The organism is Pseudomonas sp. NPDC087697 (genome assembly GCF_044743155.1).
GTDB lineage: Bacteria > Pseudomonadota > Gammaproteobacteria > Pseudomonadales > Pseudomonadaceae > Aquipseudomonas.
In genome coordinates, this window is record NZ_JBIUVW010000017.1 from 1 (window position 1) to 17,348 (window position 17,348).

A 17,348-nucleotide genomic window follows, 5' to 3' on the forward strand; every position below is an offset into this window, starting at 1 on the left:
GGGCAGCGACGGGTGCAGATGTCACCCATGATCATGAAGGTCGCGGTGCCACCGGAGAAGCACTCGCCCAGGTTCGGGCAGGAGGCTTCTTCGCAGACGCTGTGCAGCTTGTGTTTGCGTAGCAAGGCCTTGATGCGGTCGACTTCCGGGGAAACCGGGATGCGCACGCGAATCCAGTCAGGCTTTTTCGGCAATTCGGTGGTCGGAATGATCTTCACCGGGATGCGCGCAACCTTTTCGGCGCCGCGCAGCTTTACGCCAGCTTCCACTTTGGCACGCGGGGCCGGGCGCTCGGTAACATCCAGCGTCGGGATCATGGTTTGCACAGCGTCTTGCGCAGTAGTCATATCAGTCGATTCCGCCCGTTAGGGTCGTCTGCTCAGCATAGTCGAGGTGTTTGACGAGCTGCGCACGCAGCCGGGCACTTACCTCGGCAAATTCAATCGGCCCGGTGTGATCGCGCAGCTGGGTCATGGCCAGCCCGGCGTATCCACAGGGGTTAATCCGGCGAAACGGCTCCAGGTCCATATCCACGTTCAGGGCCAGGCCATGAAAGGAGCAACCGTGGCGGATCCGTAGACCCAGAGAAGCGATTTTTGCACCGTTGACGTAGACGCCCGGTGCATCGGCCTTGGCCACGGCGGTTACGCCGTAGCTGGCCAGCAGCTCGATCAGGCACTGCTCCATCCGGCTGACCAGATCGCGCACGCCGAAACCCAGCTTGCGCACGTCCAGCAGCAGATAAGCCACCAACTGACCCGGGCCGTGGTAAGTCACTTGACCACCACGGTCGACCTGCACCACCGGAATATCGCCGGGAAGCAGCAGATGCTCGGCCTTGCCGGCCTGGCCCTGAGTGAAAACCGGCGGGTGCTCGACCAGCCAGATCTCATCGGCGCGCTCGCTGCCACGCTCGTTGGTGAACCGTTGCATAGCATGCCAGACCGGCTCGTAAGCCAGCTGGCCGAGCTCGCGAAAACCCAGCGGTTCGGACATCACAACACCATGTGCACGAAACCGGTAGCCCGCAACTCGCTGTTGATGTCGTACAGCTGTTCTTGACCGGTAGCGATGATGTGCAACTGGATGGTCGTGTACTTGCCATTGGTACTCTGGCGCTCGGCCAGGGTCTTGTGGTCTACGGTGGCGTGCTTCTCAAGAATCGCGATGATCTTGTCCTTGAAGCCCACACCGGTATCGCCGATTACCTTGATCGGGTAATCCGCGCAGGGGAATTCGATCTTTGGCGCCTTTACTTCGGTGTCTGTCATGGCGTAACGGCCTCGTAAGCCGTGGCAACGGACATGGCCCCGCTCCGGATCGGAACGGGGCCATGCAGGTCCACACTAAATTCAGTTGAACAAGCCGTAGAAGAATAGACGGATGCTATCCCACATGCGGCGGAAGATACCACCTTCGTCGACCGCGTCCAGAGCGATCAGGTTGGCGCTGTGCACCACCTTGTCGTCCAGTTTCACTTCGACTTTACCAATCACGTCGCCCTTGGCGATCGGCGCAACCAGTTGCGGGTTCATGGTCATGCTGGCAGCGAGCTTTTTCAGCTGGCCTTTTGGCAGGGTCATGGTCAGGTCTTCAGCCAGGCCTGCTTTGACCTGGTGGGTGGCGCCCTTCCAGACTGGAGCCTGAGCCAGCTCGGCGCCTTTCTGATAGAAGGTCTGGGTTTCGAAGAAGCGGAAACCGTAAGTCAGCAGCTTCTGGGTTTCAGCGGCGCGAGCGGTTTCGCTGTTGGTACCGAATACCACGGCGATCAGACGCATGCCGTCACGTACCGCCGAGGACACCATGCAGTAGCCGGCTTCTTCAGTGTGACCGGTTTTCAGACCGTCAACGGTCTTGTCACGCCACAGCAGCAGGTTGCGGTTCGGTTGCTTGATGCCGTTCCAGAAGAACTCTTTCTGCGAGTAGATCGCATAGTGAGCCGGGTCTTCGTGGATGATCGCGCGCGCCAGAACGGCCATGTCGTGAGCCGTGGAATAGTGCTCCGGGTTCGGCAGGCCGGTCGGGTTCATGAAGTGACTGTTGGACATGCCCAGGTCGGCAACGGTTTTGTTCATGATGTCGGCGAACGCGTCTTCGCTACCGGCGATGTGCTCGGAGAGCGCGACGCTGGCGTCGTTGCCCGACTGGATGATGATGCCGTGCAGCAGGTCGCTGACAGTAACCTGCGAGCCAACCTTGATGAACATCCGCGAACCGCCGGTACGCCAGGCGTTTTCGCTGACGGTAACCGGATCGTTTTCACCGATCTGGCCGCGACGGATTTCCAGGGTCGCAATGTACGCCGTCATCAGCTTGGTCAGGCTGGCTGGCGGCAGACGCTGGTCACCATTGTTCTCGACCAGCACGTTGCCGCTGCTGGCGTCCATGAGCACGTAGGCTTTAGCGGCCAGTTGCGGTGGCGACGGCATCATCTCGGCCGCAAAAGCGGCGGGCGAGAGGAGCAGCGGGACTAGCAGGCACAGGCGTTTGGCAAAGGTGGTGATGTTCATCCGTCTCTCGAAATCGCTAATGGAAACTGCCCTATGGGCAAAACTAATCAGACAATCATTCAGGCAGAACCTGACGATTGTCGCGTGTTCAGTTGTTCACTCTCTAACCCTTGCCGGGCTTTTGTTGTTCGACGAGCCAACAACTCAGGTTCGCCCCCCAAACCGCAAGCGAACCTTGAATCAGGAATTACTTATTCGGCAGTCACCAGGCTCGGCGAACCGAGATTGGCCAGACGCACGCTGTTTTGCACTTGCGTGATTTCACCCTGCGAACCGATTGGCCCCAGGCGAACCCGATGCAGCGTCTGTTGATTGCGTACGATCGAGCTGATGAACACCGGAGCGCTCACCATCCCGCTCAACTTCGATCTCAGGAGTTCTGCAGCGTCCGGGTTGGCGAACGCGCCCACCTGCAGATACTGGCCAGAGGCTGGTACAGAAGCGTTTTTTTTTGCATCGAGCTGCACGGGCACAACGGCCGCGGCGTGTTGCTGCGGCGGTGGCGTCCATTGCTCGACGGTGCCGGCCGAAGCCGTAATCACCGGTGCGCTATTTTGCGCGACTTGCGGCTCGTTAAGCATCAACGGCGCTGGTCGGCCTTTTGCCGCCCACCACTCTTGTGGGTCGATACCTTCAACCTTGACCCGTGCAGTACCAATCTCGGCATACCCGAGTTTCTTGGCCGCAGCGTAGGACAAGTCGATGATGCGGTCCGAATAGAACGGCCCACGGTCGTTGACCCGCAGGATTACGCTCTTGTTGTTGTCCAGGTTGGTCACCCGAACGTAACTCGGTAAAGGTAGAGTCTTGTGTGCGGCACTCATGCCGTACAGGTCATACACTTCGCCGTTGGCGGTGTTCTGCCCGTGAAACTTGGTGCCGTACCAGGACGCCGTGCCCGAGGCAACATAGCGCTTGGAGTCGGCCAGCGGGAAGTAGGTCTTGCCCAGCACGGTATACGGGTTGGCCTTGTACGGGCCGGAGTGCAGGGTCGGTGTGGCGTCGGGAATGCGCGAGATGTCCACATCCCACCACGGCGCACCGTCCTTGTGGGCACGGTTGATATCCAGCCCGGGTGTTGCGCGTACGGCGGTCGTGTATTTTTGTTGCGGCGCACGGCTGGTCGAACAACTGACCACGAGCAACGTCAACGCGGCGAAAGCCACCAGCTTCAGGGGTTTGCGGATTGGCGATGCCAGCATTACTTGACGCCCCGTGCTTGGACCAGCATTTCAGACAACTGATGTACAGCCATGGCGTACATCACGCTGCGGTTATAACGCGTAATCGCGTAAAAATTCTTCAGACCCATCCAGTATTCAGGGCCATTATCACCTTCCAGCCTGAAAGCCGTGACCGGCATATCATCGCGCAGCGCATCATGACTCGACCAGCCCAACGCCCGCAACTCCCCGACGGTTTTCGTCGGCTCGATGCCGATGGTCAAGCCTTCGTCGACCTGATCGCCGCGCACATCGGCCCGACTGACCACCGGCTGACCAGCCTCCCAGCCATGACGCTTGAAATAGCTGGCAACGCTGCCGATGGCATCGTCCGGATTGGTCCAGATATTGATGTGACCATTACCGTCGAAATCCACCGCATACGCGCGAAAGCTGCTCGGCATGAACTGCGGCAAGCCCATTGCACCGGCGTACGAGCCTTTAAGCGTGAGCGGGTCGAGCTGCTCTTCGCGGGCCAGCAGCAAGAACTCGCGCAATTCCTTACGGAAAAACTCAGCACGTGGAGGGTAGTCGAAACTGAGGGTCGACAAGGCGTCGATCACCCGATAATTACCGGTATTTCGGCCGAAAAAGGTTTCAACGCCGATGATCGAGACGATTACCTGGGCCGGAACACCGTATTCCTGCTCGGCGCGGGCCAAAGCCGCTTCGTGCTGACGCCAGAAGTCCACGCCCCGGGCGATCCGTGCATCGGTCAGGAACATCGGGCGATATTCCTTCCATTGCTTGACCCGCTCGGCCGGTCGGGAGATTGCGTCGAGAATCGATTGTTTGCGCTCGGCTTCGCGGAACACGCCCATCAGCTGTTCGCCAGCGAAACCGTAGTCGCGGGTCATCTCACCGACGAATTCGGCCACTTGGGGTGAGCCTTCATAATCGCCGGCCAGCGCTTCCTGCGCTGCACCAAGGATGCTTACCAGGCCGACCCACGGAGCGTATCGAGTCGCCCAGCCACGCATTACTTGCATTGAAATCTTCACCTTATTCAAACCTGTGCGATCCACTTACGATGGGTATGGATCGACATCAAAACCCCAAACGCTGACAGCAGCGTCACCAGCGAAGTTCCGCCATAGCTAATGAACGGCAACGGCACCCCCACCACCGGCAGCAGGCCACTGACCATACCGATGTTGACGAAAACATAAACAAAAAACGTCATGGTCAGGCTGCCGGCAAGCAATTTGCCGAACAATGTCTGCGCCTGGGCGGTAATCACCAGGCCACGGCCAATCAACAGCAGGTAAATCAGCAGCAAGGCGCATATGCCCACCAGACCGAACTCTTCGCCCATCACCGCGATGATGAAGTCGGTATGGCTTTCCGGCAGGAAGTCCAGGTGCGACTGCGTGCCCAGCAGCCAGCCCTTGCCAAACACACCGCCGGAACCGATGGCGGCCTTGGACTGAATGATGTTCCAGCCAGTGCCAAGCGGATCGCTCTCCGGGTCGAGGAAGGTCAGGATCCGCTGCTTCTGGTAGTCGTGCATGATGAAGAACCACATGGCGACGGCCACCGGCACGGCTGCCGCGACCACGCTGAGGATCCAGCGCCAGCGCAGCCCCCCCATGAACAACACGAAAGCACCGCCGGCAAGGATCAGCAGCGATGTGCCGAGGTCCGGCTGACGGACGATCAATATGAACGGCAACCCAATCAGGAACAGACTGACCCCGACGTGCTTGAGTTGCGGCGGCAAGGTGCGCTTGGACAGGTACCAGGCAATGGTCGCCGGCATCAGGATCTTCATGAATTCCGAGGGCTGGAAGCGGATCACCCCGGGAATATTGATCCAGCGCGTGGCGCCCATGGCGTTGTGGCCCATCACGTCCACCACCACCAGCAAGATCACCCCGAGCACATAGCCCAGCGGCACCCAACGCGCCATGAAACGCGGCTCGAACTGAGCGATGACGATCATCGACACCAGGCCGATGCCAAACGACGTCGCTTGTTTGGCCAACAGGTCCCAGCTCTTGCCGCTGGCCGAATACAGCACGAACAAGCTGCCGGCAGCGAGGATCAGCAGCAGGATCAGCAAGGGACCGTCGATGTGCAGGCGTTGCAACAGCGTCGCGCGGCGACGCATCACATCCTCACTGGAGAGGATGCGATCAAAATTACTCTTCACGGGCCGTAGCCTCCGCGCTGATAGGGCTGTCGAACTCGGGTTTGAGTCGGCCATCCGGGCCCAGGAGCCAGGCATCCATGACTTGCCGCACCACTGGCGCCGCGACGCCGGAGCCGGACTCACCGTTCTCGACCATTACCGCCACGGTGATTTTCGGGTTGTCGGCCGGCGCAAAGCCGACGAACAGGGCGTGGTCGCGGTGACGTTCCTGAACCTTGGAGCGGTCGTACTTCTCGCCCTGCTTGATCGCGACCACCTGGGCGGTACCCGACTTACCGGCAATCCGGTATTGCGAGCCGATCGCCGCTTTACGTGCAGTGCCGCGGGCACCGTGCATCACTTGCTGCATACCGTGGTTGACCTTGGTCCAGTCCGACGCATCACGCAGAACGATGTCCGGCATCGGGTTCGGGTCCAACGGCTTCTCGCCTTCAATGGTTTTGGCCAGGTGCGGACGGTTCCACTTGCCCTTGTTGGCGACCAGCGCGGTGGCCTGAGCCAGTTGCAACGGGGTGGACTGCATATAACCCTGGCCAATCCCCAGAATCAGCGTTTCACCCGGGAACCAGGCCTGGCGTCGGGTCACGCGTTTCCATTCACGGGACGGCATCAGCCCCGGCGACTCTTCGAACATGTCCAGCGAGACCTTCTGGCCGATGCCGAACTTGCCCATGTACGCCGACAACCGATCAATCCCCAGCTTGTGGGCCAGGTCGTAGAAATAGGTATCGTTGGAACGCATGATCGCCGTGTCCAGATCCACATAGCCGTCGCCGGTGCGGTTCCAGTTACGGTATTTGTGATCGTAGTTGGGCAGCATGTAGTAACCGGGGTCGAATACCCGGGTCGAAGCGGTCACCACACCGGAGTCCAGCCCGGCAATCGCCACGGCCGGCTTGATGGTCGAACCCGGCGGATACAGACCGCGCAGCACGCGGTTGAACAGTGGCCGGTCGATGGAGTCACGCAACTCGGCATAGGCCTTGAAGCTGATGCCGGTCACGAACAGGTTCGGGTCGAAACTCGGCTGACTGACCATCGCCAGGACTTCGCCGGTGTTCGGGTCCAGCGCCACCACCGCACCACGGCGTCCGCCCAATGCAGCTTCGGCGGCTTCCTGCAACTTGATGTCCAGGCTCAGGACGATGTCCTTGCCGGGAATCGGATCGGTGCGTTTGAGCACCCGCAGCACGCGGCCACGGGCGTTGGTCTCGACTTCTTCGTAACCGACCTGACCGTGCAGCTCCGGCTCGTAGAAGCGCTCGATGCCGGTTTTGCCAATTTGATGGGTGCCGCTGTAGCCCACCGGATCCAGAGTCTTGAGCTCTTTCTCGTTGATCCGCCCCATATAACCGACCGAGTGCGCGAAATGCGCGCCCTGCGGATAATGACGCACCAGCTGCGCAACCACTTCAACGCCCGGCAGGCGGAACTGATTCACCGCGATCCGGGCGATCTGCTCTTCCGTCAGCTCGAACAGGATCGGCACCGGCTCAAACGGTCGGCGCCCCTGCTTCATGCGCTTTTCGAAGACCACCCGGTCTTCAGGCGTCAGTTGCAGCACTTCAACGATCACATCGAGCACTTGCTTCCAGTCACCCGAACGCTCGCGGGTCATGCTCAGGCTGAAGCTGGGCCGGTTATCGGCCACCACCACACCATTACGGTCGTAGATCAAGCCGCGAGTCGGCGGAATAGGCTGAACGTGGACGCGGTTGTTTTCCGACAGCGTTGAGTGGTACTCGTACTGAATCACTTGCAGAAAATACAACCGCGCGATCAGCACGCCGATCAGCGTGACCACCGCAATTGCCCCGAACACGACCCGGCCGCGCACCAGACGGGCGTCTTTCTCGTGGTCCTTGATGCGGATCGGCTGAGACATGAGGGCGCTGAACTACTTGTGGTAAGGGTGCCCGGACAGCACTGTCCAGGCGCGATACAGCTGTTCACCAATCAGAATCCGCACCAGCGGGTGCGGCAAGGTCAGTGGCGACAGCGACCAGCGCTGATCAGCCCGCGCACAGACTTCCGGTGCGAGCCCTTCGGGGCCGCCGACCATGAAGTTCACCGTGCGCGAATCCAGTCGCCAGCGGTCCAGTTCGACCGCCAGTTGCTCGGTGCTCCAGGGCTTGCCATGAAGTTCGAGGGTAACGATGCGCTCGTTCGGGCCGACCTTGGCCAGCATGGCTTCGCCTTCCTGGCGGATGAAGCGCGCCACGTCAGCGTTCTTGCCACGGGTGTTGAGCGGTATTTCCACCAGTTCCAGCGCCAGCTCGGACGGAAGACGCTTGGCATATTCATGCCAGCCTTCTTCCACCCATTTGGGCATGCGTGAACCGACGGCGATCAGACGCAGTCGCACAGCGAACCCTTATTGCTGGTCTTTGTTGAGCTTGGTGAAATGCTCGTGACCGACTTCAGGGCTGTGGTGCTTGCCATCGGTGGCACGGCTCAGCTCGGCACCTTCCCACAGACGCTCCAGGTCGTAGAACTGGCGAGCAGAGGCGGTCATCATGTGTACGATGACATCGTCCATGTCCAGCAACACCCAGTCGCTGTCGCCCTTGCCTTCTTCACCCAGCGGCTTGACGCCTTGGGCCTTGACCGCCTCGCGGACCTTATCCAGCATCGCGCCGATCTGGCGGTTGGAAGTACCTGTAGCGATGATCATGAAGTCAGTGATGCTCTGCTTTTCACGAACGTCGATCACCAGAATGTCCTGGGCCTTGACGTCTTCCAGGGCCGCTACGGCGACCTTGACCAGCTCTTCGCCGACGAGTGCCGGGCCGGTTTCAGCCGTTACTGGCAGCGGGGCGCTCTTGAACGAACCTTTGCGCTTTACTTTAGTTACGTCTTTGTCAGTCATATAAAACTCGTTTTGCTCGTATGTTCGGGCGCTTCAATACACGTTGTTGCCACGTGCCTCAAAGCACTCCTATTCAGTTCGACGCACGGTAAAGTCCGTGCGCATCGATGTAGGCCAGGACCGCGTCGGGCACCAGGAAACGTACCGACTTACCGCTGGCCAGCAGTTGACGGATCTGGGTGGCGGATACCGCGAGCGGCGTCTGCCAGACGAATGCAATCTGTCCGCTCGACCCTTTGAGGGCCAGCGGGTCGCTCACCGAGCGCGCTGCCAGCAGGTTGCGCAAGGCATCCGGCGGTTCGCTGTCGGCATCCGGGCGTTGCAGCACCAGGATGTGGCAATGCTGGAGCAACTCTTCCCAGCGGTGCCAAGTGGGCAGGCCGCAAAATGCGTCCCAGCCCAAAAGTAGAAACAACTGGTCGTCAGCGGCGAGTTCCGCGCGCATCAGCTCCAGGGTGTCGATAGTGTAGGACGGCTTGTCGCGCTTGAGCTCGCGGTCGTCCACCACCAACGGGGCCACACCGACCACCGCACATTCGACCATCGCCAGGCGGTCCTGCGCCGAGACCTGCGGCGTATCCCGATGGGGCGGCCTGGCGCTGGGCGTCAGGCGCAACTCATCGAGGGCCAGTGATTCAGCCACTTCCAGTGCACTGCGCAAATGGCCGATGTGCACCGGATCGAAGGTCCCGCCCAGGACGCCAATGCGCCGAGGCAGGGGTTCGCTGGCCGTCACTGCGGCGCTCTGGCCGAGATCGCCCAAGTCAGACCGGCTCCTGGCCGCGCAACTGGCCATCACCGACCACGATGTACTTCTCGCAGGTCAGACCTTCGAGGCCCACCGGGCCGCGGGCGTGCAGCTTATCAGTAGAAATGCCAATCTCGGCACCCAATCCGTATTCGAAGCCATCGGCAAAGCAGGTTGGGGTGTTGATCATCACCGAGGCCGAATCGACTTCAGCCACGAAACGCCGGGCTTCGCCCTGGTGTTCGCTGACGATCGAGTCGGTGTGGTGCGAGCCGTAATGGTTGATGTGCTCGATCGCCTGGTCCAGGCCGTCAACCACCAGGATCGACAGAATCGGCGCCAGGTATTCGGTGCTCCAGTCTTCTTCAGTGGCGGCCACGGCGTCGATGATCGCTCGGGTGCGCTCGCAACCGCGCAGTTCGACGCCTTTTTCGCGGAACTGTGCAGCCATCGCCGGCAAAAAGTCCTTGGCGACCGCTTGATCGACCAGCAGGGTTTCCATGGCGCCGCAGATGCCGTAACGGTAAGTCTTGGCGTTGAACGCAATGCGCTGGGCCTTCGGCAACTCGGCGTGGGCACTGACATATACGTGACAGATGCCGTCCAGGTGCTTGATCACCGGCACGCGAGCGTCGCGGCTGACCCGTTCGATCAGGCCCTTGCCGCCACGCGGTACGATCACGTCGACGTACTCGGGCATGGTGATCAGCGCGCCGACGGCGGCACGGTCGGTGGTTTCGACCACTTGCACCACGGCCGCCGGCAAACCGGCTTCAGCCAGACCGCGCTGGATGCAGGCGGCAATGGCACGGTTGGAGTGAATGGCCTCGGAACCACCGCGCAGGATGGTTGCGTTGCCCGACTTCAGGCACAGGCTCGCGGCATCGATGGTCACGTTCGGCCGCGACTCATAGATGATCCCGACCACGCCCAGAGGCACGCGCATCTTGCCAACCTGGATACCCGACGGCCGGTAACTCATGTCGCGGATCGAGCCGACCGGGTCGGGCAGCGCCGCCACCTGACGCAAACCGACGATCATGCCGTCGATGCGTGCGGGGGTCAGGGCCAGACGTTCGAGCATGGCCGGCTCAAGTCCATTGGCCCGGCCAGCGGCCAGGTCAAGTTCATTGGCGGCGGTCAACTCGGCGCGAGCGTTATCCAAAGCGTTGGCGGCAGCCAGCAGGGCGCGGTTTTTCTGCCCGGTACTGGCACGGCCGATCACGCGGGAAGCGTCGCGGGCAGCGCGACCCAAACGGGTCATGTAGTCAAGAACGGACTCAGTCATGGTCTCTGTGGTCTTGGCAAAGAGGAAAGCGGCAGATTATAGCTGTCGCGCGCTCCTACTAACAGCAGTGACGGGCGGATGGTCGAAATGGGCAGTGTTCAGCCTCGATTAAGTCAGGAGTTGTTATCATTCCGTCACATTTAGCCTGATCAATTCGGCCGCTATGTCCATTCTGACCACTGCGAGACTGCCAAAAGCCCTGCCTGACAGCTTTTTCAACCGCGATGCTCAGCTGCTTGCCTGTGAATTGCTGGGCAAAGTGATCCGCCATCGAGTCGGTGATCTGTGGCTTTCGGCGCGGATTATCGAGACCGAAGCCTATTACTGCGAAGAAAAAGGCAGCCACGCCTCCCTCGGCTATACAGAAAAGCGTAAGGCTTTGTTTCTGGATGGCGGCCACATCTATATGTATTACGCCCGCGGTGGCGATTCGCTGAACTTCAGTGCCCGCGGGCCGGGTAATGCGGTACTGATCAAATCGGCTTATCCCTGGGTCGATGAAATCTCCGGTCCGGCAAGCCTGGCGCAGATGCTGCTCAACAACCCCGACGCCAACGGTCGACCTCGCCCCTCGCAGAAGCTCTGTGCCGGCCAGACCTTGCTGTGCAAGGCGCTGGGCCTGAAGGTGCCGACCTGGGATGCCAAGCGCTTCGATCATGAAGTGCTGTTTGTCGAAGACGTCGGCACACCACCCGCGCATGTCATCCAGACCACGCGCCTGGGCATTCCCCACGGCCGCGACGAACACTTGATGTACCGCTTCGTCGACAGCGCCTACGCGCCCTACTGCACCCGGAACCCTCTGCGACGTGGTCAGGTCGAAGACCGCGACTATTTCCTGCTCTGAAACACAATCAAACCGCGACGATTTTCTGATCTGAAACACTATCCCCCGTAGGAGCTGCCGCAGGCTGCGATCTTTTGATCTTGAAAGATCGCAGCCTGCGGCAGCTCCTACGGGGCCAATAAATGAAATGGAGTTGTATGTATGGGCCCATGGCTCGATAGCCTGACCGTCTGGTTGACGGTAAATCCGCAATGGCTGGCGGTGGCGGTATTCATAGTGGCCTGCGTTGAGTGCCTGGCAATTGTCGGGTTGATCGTGCCTGGCACGGTCTTGCTGTTTGCCATCGCCGTATTGGCCGGCAGCGGCGCGCTGTCGCTGGGTGAAACGCTGCTGTTGGGCTTCCTCGGCGGCGTGTTCGGCGATCTGCTGTCGTATTTCCTGGGCAGACACTTCCACCAGAACATTCGGCGCTTGCCGGGGCTACGCCACCATCCGGAATGGATCAGCGGCGCCGAAAGCTATTTCCAGCGCTATGGCATCGCGAGCTTATTGGTCGGGCGCTTCATCGGCCCGTTGCGCCCGATGCTGCCGATGGTGGCCGGGATGTTCGACATGCCGTTCCCGCGCTTCTTGGCCGTCAGCTTGCTGGCGGGTGCAGGCTGGTCGGTGGCCTATCTGCTGCCGGGCTGGGCCACGGGAGCGGCGATTCGCCTGCCGCTGCCCGAAGGTTTCTGGCCACAGGCCGGGCTGGTAGTCGGCAGTATCGCGGTGCTGGTGGGCCTGAGCATCAATAGCAGCTTGCGCGGTCATCGCCAGGCCACCGCACTGATCGCCGGCCTCAGTCTGGTGATACTCGGTGGACTGTTTATTGGTTACCCGCATCTGAACGCCATCGATCAGGGCCTGATGACGCTGGTTCAGGAACACCGCAGCCCGCTGTTGGATGAAGTCGCGGTGATGTTCACCCAGCTCGGCGAATTCAAAAACATGTTGGTGATCAGCGCCGCGCTGACGATCCTGCTGCTGGTCACGCGGCAATGGCGACACATGCTCTTCGCGGGCAGCACGCTGCTGATCACCGCGCTGGCGAACACCGGAACCAAGAACCTGTTCGCCCGGATGCGCCCGGAAGTACTGACCGACCCACTGACTAGCTACAGCATGCCCAGTGGTCATTCGTCAGGTTCGTTTGCGTTGTTCCTGACCCTGGCGGTACTGGCCGGTCGAGGCCAGCCAACGCGCATGCGCCTGACCTGGCTGCTGCTCGGTTGCTTGCCGGCAGCAGCCATTGCGGGGTCGCGGGTTTATCTCGGCGCGCACTGGCCAACCGATGTACTGGCCGGCGCCATGCTGGCCGCCTGCGTGTGTGCCGCCAGCCTGAACCTGACCCAGCGCCAGACACTCCTGAACCCGATGCCGGCCAAGGTCTGGTGGCTGGTCTTGCCAGTGTTGGTGGCAATGTTCGGGTTCTTCGCGCTGTGGCATTTGCCGCATATGATGTTGAGGTATGCGTATTAGTTAAAGCAAAAGATCGCAGCCTGCGGCAGCTCCTACATGGATTCGGTGTGCGTCCTGTAGGAGCTGCCGCAGGCTGCGATCTTTTAGCGGACGTCAGGCAAACAACTCACCCTGCAACTCATCCAGCAACGCCTGAATCGCATCCAGGCGTTGTTGCGGGTCGTCGAGTTGCAGCAGGTCGATCTTGTCCAGCTCGGAAAATGGCAGCAGATACGCCAACTGATTCGCCAACGATTGCTGGCCCGTGGCTTCGGTGCCCATGTTCAGTGCCTCGACCATCGGGTGTTCGGCCAGCGCCTTGAGCAAGGCAATGAGGTCGGCGTCTTCATCCTGCAAGGGCTGCTCAGGCAGATCATCCAGCCACTCGACATCGGCGACGGTCAGTTGATCGCGCTGGATCTCGGTGCGCAGCACATGAAAGCGTCGCCCACCCTGAACCCGAATGCCCAACAGGCCGTTGTCCTGCTGCTTGAAATCGGTGATCAATGCTTCGCAGCCGACCAATGCATACCCCTCGGGCGCGACACCCACTTCATCGCCATCCAGAATGCACACCACACCAAAGCCTGTGCCCTGTTTCATGCAGCGGCCGATCATGTCCAGGTAGCGCGCCTCGAATATCTGCAAATCGAGGATGCAACCGGGAAACAACACTGTGTTCAGCGGGAAAAGCGCCAGGCTCATAGAGATTTCCTTAAACCACCATCGACACCGCCAACGGCAGGAATACCGCCGTGGCCACACCCATCAGGCTCATCGCCAACGCGGCAAATGCACCGCACTCTTCATTTTCCTGCATCGCCACCGCCGTGCCGACGGCGTGAGCCGTCATGCCCAGCGCCATGCCCCGGGCTTCAGGGCTATGGACCCCCAGGCGTGTCAAAAGACTCGGGCCGAAAATCGCTCCAATTACTCCGGTGATCAACACGAACACCGCCGCCAGCGCCGCCACCCCGCCGATCTGCTCGGCCACCAGCATAGCAATCGGCGAGGTGACCGATTTGGGTGCCATGGTCATCAGAATCATGTGCTCGGCACCAAACCACCAACCGAGCAACACGCCCATCCCGGTGGCAACCACTCCCCCTATCACCAGCGTAGTAAAAATCGGCCAGAACAGCTGCCGAATCCGCCGCAGGTTCAGGTACAGCGGCACCGCCAGCGCAACAGTTGCCGGCCCCAACAAAATACTGAGGATCTCGGTGCTTTTGCGGTACTCGGCGTACGTCAGTCCACACGCGAGCAACACGCCAATCACCAGCAGCATTGATACCAGTACTGGCTGCAGAAAAATCCAGCGGGTTTTCTCGAACGCCGCCAGCACCAGTTGATACGCGCCCAAGGTAATGCCGATGCCGAACAACGGATGATGAATCACTGCCGCCAATGCACCTTGCCAATCGAAGATCATAACGACTCCTCCGAGCGAGCCGCGTGGCGCTTGACCAACCGTTGCATCAATACCCCGGCGAAGGCCAAGGACAGCAGCAACGACAATACAAGTGCGCCAACGATGGCCCAGAAGTCCGCGGCGATATCAGCGGCGTAAACCATCACGCCCACCGCCGGTGGCACCAGCAGCAATGGCAAATAACGCAGCAGGCTGCCAGCCGCCAGGTTCAGGGGTTCAGCTACTTCGCCGCGAATAACCAGAAACCCCAGCAGCAACAGCAGGCCAATAATCGGCCCCGGCAGCACCGGCAGAAACAAATGGTTGATGGCCGTGCCAAGCAATTGAAACAGCACCAGCCAGGTCAGGCCGCGTAACAACATCCGTGATCTCCAGCAAAACTCGTCCCCCACAAGCGGGCCGGACATTATAAGCATGGCACCTGCTATGCATGGGTATTCGCCAAAGGTATGGATGCTTGACCGGATCTAATCGCCATGTTGATCTAAAGTGGTTGGTTCGGGGCCAAATCCCTACCCTAAAAAACTATAAAACCGATGAACCCAAGGAGAGTCTCAATGCCCTATGTTCCAGTTGCAGAGCTCAAAGATTATGTCGGCAAGGAACTCGGACGTTCCGAATGGCTCACTATCGATCAGGACCGCATCAACCTGTTCGCTGAAGCCACAGGTGATTATCAGTTCATCCACGTTGACCCGGTAAAAGCCGCACAAACCCCGTTTGGCAGCACGATCGCCCACGGCTTCCTGTCGCTGTCACTGATCCCGAAACTGATGGAAGACATCCTGGTCCTGCCGCAAGGTTTGAAGATGGTGGTCAATTACGGCCTGGACAGCGTGCGTTTCATTCAACCGGTGAAGGTCGACTCCAGAGTCCGGCTCAAGGTCGAACTGTCTGAAGTCACCGAAAAGAAACCCGGCCAATGGCTGCTCAAGGCCACCGCCACGCTGGAAATCGAAGGCTCGGATAAACCTGCGTACATCGCTGAACCGCTGTCGCTGGCATTCGTGTAACCCCTGCCGGATGCGAAGCAGTTCGTGCTGTTTCGCACCGCGTCTCTATATATCAGACACATAGCTGCGGCATACTCCCTCGCCTAATTGCCCGGATCCCGCTATGCGCTCACTTGTACCTCTTGTTCTGACCCTGTTGCTCACCGCGTGTGGTGACGGCGAATCGCTGTTGCCGCCTGACGCACGCCTGCCCGATGGCGGCCGCTATCGGGGGGATCTGGTCAATGGGTTACTGCAAGGACAGGGCCGGATCGACTACCCGAACGGCAGCTGGTACGCCGGTCAGTTCGATAAGGGCCAGTGGCACGGTCAGGGCGAATGGCACGGCAGCAACGGCGAGGTCTACCGCGGTGAATTCCAGCAGGGGCTGTTCCATGGCCAAGGCACGCTGACAACCAATGGCAACAGCTACACCGGCAGTTTCAAACTCGGTCGGCGCGACGGTGAAGGCACCCTCAAAGAAGACGGCATGACCTACCGCGGCGAGTTCAAGGCCGATCAATATTCCGGCCTGGGTCGCCTCGAACTTGAAGACGGTAGCCAGTATCAGGGTCAGTTCACCAATGGCAAACCCAACGGTGAAGGCCAACGCGGCGATGCCAGCGGCAACCAGTTCACCGGGAATTTCGTCGACGGCCAGCTGGAAGGCAACGGCACCTTCAGCAGTGCCGAGGGCGACAGCTACGTCGGTGGTTTCAAACAGAATCAGCTAAACGGCAAGGGCCGCTACGAGAACGCCGACGGCGACGTGTGGGTCGGCCAGTTCAAGGAAGGCGCGCTGAACGGCAAAGGCGAATTGATTGGCGCCGATAACAGCCACTACATCGGCCAGTTCAGTGATTGGCGCTTCACAGGTCAAGGCCGTTTGAACCTGGCTGACGGCAGCTTTTACATTGGCGAGTTCGACAACGACAGCTATCAGGGGCACGGCACGCTGGTGCTGACCGATGGCACGGTGCAAAGCGGCGACTGGATCAACGGTCAGCGTGTACGCGATGCCAATGGCAAGTTGCTGCCGGACACCCTCGAGCTGGGCTTGCTGGCGCAAGGGCGTTTGCTCGAAGAAGCGCTGGCCAATGTGCCCGCCTCGACCCCGGCGATCGAGCTATACACCCTGACAGTGGGCGGCGACGGTAAACAGAGTGTGTTTCTGCGCGAGTCCGACTACGTCAGCAACATGCTCGCCAGCCGCTTCGGCGCCTACGGCCAGATCCGCCTGGTCAACCATCGCGATCATCTCGGCGACCGGCCAATGGCCACGCGCGAGAACCTGCGCCGTGCCGCCCTGACCCTGGCCGAACGCAGCGGACCGGAAGATCTGGTGTTCATCTACCTGACCAGCCACGGCACCCGTGAACATGAACTGGTACTCGACCAACCGCGCATGGAGCTGGCCGATTTGCCGGCCGACGAATTGGCCGCAGTCCTCGCGCCGCTGAAAAACCGCGACAAGATCATCGTGATTTCTGCCTGCTACTCCGGTGGTTTTATCCCGGCACTCAAAGACGAACGCACGCTGATCATGACCGCATCGCGCGCCGACCGAGTGTCGTTCGGTTGCTCGGAAGAAGCTGACTTCACCTACTTTGGCGATGCGTTGTTCGTCCAGGCACTGAACCAGACCGACGATCTCGAGCAGGCGTTCAAACTGGCCAAGGGCATCGTCGCCGAGCGCGAACTGGCAGACAACTTCGAGGCATCCGAACCACAGATCTGGGCGCCTAAAGGGGTGTTGGCGCATTGGCAATTACTGCGCAAGCAGCAAGCACGCAAGGCACTACAAAGTGCCGCTTTAACCAGCAAGGAAGCAAAGAGCAACTAAGCTGAAC

The 17,348-nt window shown here is 60.2% G+C and carries 18 protein-coding genes and 1 pseudogene; 4 read left to right on the forward strand and 15 right to left on the reverse strand.

Annotated features, from left to right (window positions below):
- The 12 genes and pseudogenes from ACIPIN_RS14165 to ACIPIN_RS14220 form a co-directional block, all read right to left on the reverse strand.
- A pseudogene (locus tag ACIPIN_RS14165) lies at positions 1 to 317 on the reverse strand (lipoyl synthase); the annotation flags it as partial.
- Positions 318 to 348: 31 nt separating this feature from the next.
- A complete protein-coding gene (lipB, locus tag ACIPIN_RS14170) occupies positions 349 to 996 on the reverse strand; it encodes a lipoyl(octanoyl) transferase LipB (RefSeq protein ID WP_401119644.1) in 648 nt (215 codons plus the stop codon).
- Positions 996 to 1,271 carry a DUF493 domain-containing protein gene (locus tag ACIPIN_RS14175; protein WP_008152827.1) on the reverse strand — a complete coding sequence of 92 codons (276 nt, stop codon included), beginning with the start codon at positions 1,269 to 1,271 and terminating at the stop codon, positions 996 to 998. The genes lipB and ACIPIN_RS14175 overlap by 1 nt, the downstream gene beginning before the upstream one ends.
- A gap of 81 nt (positions 1,272 to 1,352) precedes the next feature.
- Positions 1,353 to 2,510 (reverse strand): D-alanyl-D-alanine carboxypeptidase family protein, encoded by a 1,158-nt coding sequence (locus tag ACIPIN_RS14180; protein ID WP_401119646.1) that lies wholly within the window; start codon positions 2,508 to 2,510, stop codon positions 1,353 to 1,355.
- 191 nt (positions 2,511 to 2,701) lie between these two features.
- Positions 2,702 to 3,712 (reverse strand): septal ring lytic transglycosylase RlpA family protein, encoded by a 1,011-nt coding sequence (locus tag ACIPIN_RS14185; RefSeq protein ID WP_401119648.1) that lies wholly within the window; start codon positions 3,710 to 3,712, stop codon positions 2,702 to 2,704.
- On the reverse strand, positions 3,712 to 4,722 hold the full coding sequence (mltB, locus tag ACIPIN_RS14190) for a lytic murein transglycosylase B (RefSeq protein ID WP_401119649.1): 1,011 nt from the start codon (positions 4,720 to 4,722) through the stop codon (positions 3,712 to 3,714). Before mltB ends, ACIPIN_RS14185 begins: the two co-directional genes overlap by 1 nt.
- A 17-nt stretch (positions 4,723 to 4,739) precedes the next feature.
- Entirely contained in the window at positions 4,740 to 5,843 is a 1,104-nt protein-coding gene (gene rodA, locus ACIPIN_RS14195) for a rod shape-determining protein RodA (protein WP_054594208.1), read from the reverse strand.
- Between the two features lie 31 nt (positions 5,844 to 5,874).
- Positions 5,875 to 7,770, reverse strand: a complete 1,896-nt coding sequence (mrdA, locus tag ACIPIN_RS14200) for a penicillin-binding protein 2 (RefSeq protein ID WP_401119650.1) — start codon at positions 7,768 to 7,770, stop codon at positions 5,875 to 5,877.
- Between the two features lie 12 nt (positions 7,771 to 7,782).
- Positions 7,783 to 8,250, reverse strand: coding sequence for a 23S rRNA (pseudouridine(1915)-N(3))-methyltransferase RlmH (gene rlmH, locus ACIPIN_RS14205; RefSeq protein WP_401119652.1), 468 nt, complete (start codon positions 8,248 to 8,250; stop codon positions 7,783 to 7,785).
- A 9-nt stretch (positions 8,251 to 8,259) separates the two neighbouring features.
- Positions 8,260 to 8,754 (reverse strand): ribosome silencing factor, encoded by a 495-nt coding sequence (gene rsfS, locus ACIPIN_RS14210; RefSeq protein WP_071552060.1) that lies wholly within the window; start codon positions 8,752 to 8,754, stop codon positions 8,260 to 8,262.
- 73 nt (positions 8,755 to 8,827) lie between these two features.
- Positions 8,828 to 9,472 (reverse strand): nicotinate-nucleotide adenylyltransferase, encoded by a 645-nt coding sequence (gene nadD / locus ACIPIN_RS14215; RefSeq protein ID WP_401119768.1) that lies wholly within the window; start codon positions 9,470 to 9,472, stop codon positions 8,828 to 8,830.
- A 46-nt stretch (positions 9,473 to 9,518) separates the two neighbouring features.
- Positions 9,519 to 10,790 carry a glutamate-5-semialdehyde dehydrogenase gene (locus tag ACIPIN_RS14220; RefSeq protein WP_401119654.1) on the reverse strand — a complete coding sequence of 424 codons (1,272 nt, stop codon included), beginning with the start codon at positions 10,788 to 10,790 and terminating at the stop codon, positions 9,519 to 9,521.
- A 163-nt stretch (positions 10,791 to 10,953) separates the two neighbouring features.
- On the opposite strand from ACIPIN_RS14220, the gene ACIPIN_RS14225 reads away from it, so the two are divergent.
- Positions 10,954 to 11,637 (forward strand): DNA-3-methyladenine glycosylase, encoded by a 684-nt coding sequence (locus ACIPIN_RS14225; RefSeq protein ID WP_401119656.1) that lies wholly within the window; start codon positions 10,954 to 10,956, stop codon positions 11,635 to 11,637.
- 141 nt (positions 11,638 to 11,778) lie between these two features.
- Positions 11,779 to 13,095 (forward strand): bifunctional DedA family/phosphatase PAP2 family protein, encoded by a 1,317-nt coding sequence (locus ACIPIN_RS14230; RefSeq protein ID WP_401119657.1) that lies wholly within the window; start codon positions 11,779 to 11,781, stop codon positions 13,093 to 13,095.
- A gap of 93 nt (positions 13,096 to 13,188) precedes the next feature.
- On the opposite strand, the gene ACIPIN_RS14235 is transcribed toward ACIPIN_RS14230, so the two are convergent.
- Genes ACIPIN_RS14235 through ACIPIN_RS14245 form a run of 3 tightly spaced genes read right to left on the reverse strand, consistent with a single transcriptional unit; the run spans position 13,189 to position 14,868 of the window.
- Positions 13,189 to 13,779, reverse strand: a complete 591-nt coding sequence (locus ACIPIN_RS14235) for an LON peptidase substrate-binding domain-containing protein (RefSeq protein ID WP_401119659.1) — start codon at positions 13,777 to 13,779, stop codon at positions 13,189 to 13,191.
- A gap of 10 nt (positions 13,780 to 13,789) precedes the next feature.
- Positions 13,790 to 14,506 carry an LrgB family protein gene (locus ACIPIN_RS14240; protein WP_401119660.1) on the reverse strand — a complete coding sequence of 239 codons (717 nt, stop codon included), beginning with the start codon at positions 14,504 to 14,506 and terminating at the stop codon, positions 13,790 to 13,792.
- Positions 14,503 to 14,868 carry a CidA/LrgA family protein gene (locus ACIPIN_RS14245; protein ID WP_401119662.1) on the reverse strand — a complete coding sequence of 122 codons (366 nt, stop codon included), beginning with the start codon at positions 14,866 to 14,868 and terminating at the stop codon, positions 14,503 to 14,505. The genes ACIPIN_RS14240 and ACIPIN_RS14245 overlap by 4 nt, the downstream gene beginning before the upstream one ends.
- Positions 14,869 to 15,063: 195 nt before the next feature.
- Between ACIPIN_RS14245 and ACIPIN_RS14250 the strand changes: the two genes are divergently transcribed.
- Both ACIPIN_RS14250 and ACIPIN_RS14255 read left to right on the forward strand, forming a co-directional pair.
- The gene (locus ACIPIN_RS14250; RefSeq protein ID WP_071552066.1) at positions 15,064 to 15,519 is read left to right on the forward strand and encodes a MaoC family dehydratase; all 456 of its coding nucleotides are present in this window, start codon (positions 15,064 to 15,066) and stop codon (positions 15,517 to 15,519) included.
- Between the two features lie 103 nt (positions 15,520 to 15,622).
- Positions 15,623 to 17,341: a C13 family peptidase gene (locus ACIPIN_RS14255; protein WP_401119664.1), complete on the forward strand. Its 1,719-nt coding sequence runs from the start codon at positions 15,623 to 15,625 to the stop codon at positions 17,339 to 17,341.
- Positions 17,342 to 17,348: the final 7 nt, after the last annotated feature.

What these genes read in the sequence shown, in the direction of transcription:
- ACIPIN_RS14245 (WP_401119662.1), bottom strand. Translation starts at nt 14,868, where the DNA reads ATGTTGTTACGCGGCCTGACCTGGCTGGTGCTGTTTCAATTGCTTGGC.
- ACIPIN_RS14235 (WP_401119659.1), bottom strand. Translation starts at nt 13,779, where the DNA reads ATGAGCCTGGCGCTTTTCCCGCTGAACACAGTGTTGTTTCCCGGTTGC.
- mltB (WP_401119649.1), bottom strand. Translation starts at nt 4,722, where the DNA reads ATGCAAGTAATGCGTGGCTGGGCGACTCGATACGCTCCGTGGGTCGGC.
- ACIPIN_RS14185 (WP_401119648.1), bottom strand. Translation starts at nt 3,712, where the DNA reads ATGCTGGCATCGCCAATCCGCAAACCCCTGAAGCTGGTGGCTTTCGCC.
- rodA (WP_054594208.1), bottom strand. Translation starts at nt 5,843, where the DNA reads ATGCGTCGCCGCGCGACGCTGTTGCAACGCCTGCACATCGACGGTCCC.
- ACIPIN_RS14255 (WP_401119664.1), top strand. Translation starts at nt 15,623, where the DNA reads ATGCGCTCACTTGTACCTCTTGTTCTGACCCTGTTGCTCACCGCGTGT.
- rsfS (WP_071552060.1), bottom strand. Translation starts at nt 8,754, where the DNA reads ATGACTGACAAAGACGTAACTAAAGTAAAGCGCAAAGGTTCGTTCAAG.
- ACIPIN_RS14220 (WP_401119654.1), bottom strand. Translation starts at nt 10,790, where the DNA reads ATGACTGAGTCCGTTCTTGACTACATGACCCGTTTGGGTCGCGCTGCC.
- lipB (WP_401119644.1), bottom strand. Translation starts at nt 996, where the DNA reads ATGTCCGAACCGCTGGGTTTTCGCGAGCTCGGCCAGCTGGCTTACGAG.
- ACIPIN_RS14180 (WP_401119646.1), bottom strand. Translation starts at nt 2,510, where the DNA reads ATGAACATCACCACCTTTGCCAAACGCCTGTGCCTGCTAGTCCCGCTG.
- ACIPIN_RS14175 (WP_008152827.1), bottom strand. Translation starts at nt 1,271, where the DNA reads ATGACAGACACCGAAGTAAAGGCGCCAAAGATCGAATTCCCCTGCGCG.
- mrdA (WP_401119650.1), bottom strand. Translation starts at nt 7,770, where the DNA reads ATGTCTCAGCCGATCCGCATCAAGGACCACGAGAAAGACGCCCGTCTG.
- ACIPIN_RS14225 (WP_401119656.1), top strand. Translation starts at nt 10,954, where the DNA reads ATGTCCATTCTGACCACTGCGAGACTGCCAAAAGCCCTGCCTGACAGC.
- ACIPIN_RS14250 (WP_071552066.1), top strand. Translation starts at nt 15,064, where the DNA reads ATGCCCTATGTTCCAGTTGCAGAGCTCAAAGATTATGTCGGCAAGGAA.
- ACIPIN_RS14230 (WP_401119657.1), top strand. Translation starts at nt 11,779, where the DNA reads ATGGGCCCATGGCTCGATAGCCTGACCGTCTGGTTGACGGTAAATCCG.
- ACIPIN_RS14240 (WP_401119660.1), bottom strand. Translation starts at nt 14,506, where the DNA reads ATGATCTTCGATTGGCAAGGTGCATTGGCGGCAGTGATTCATCATCCG.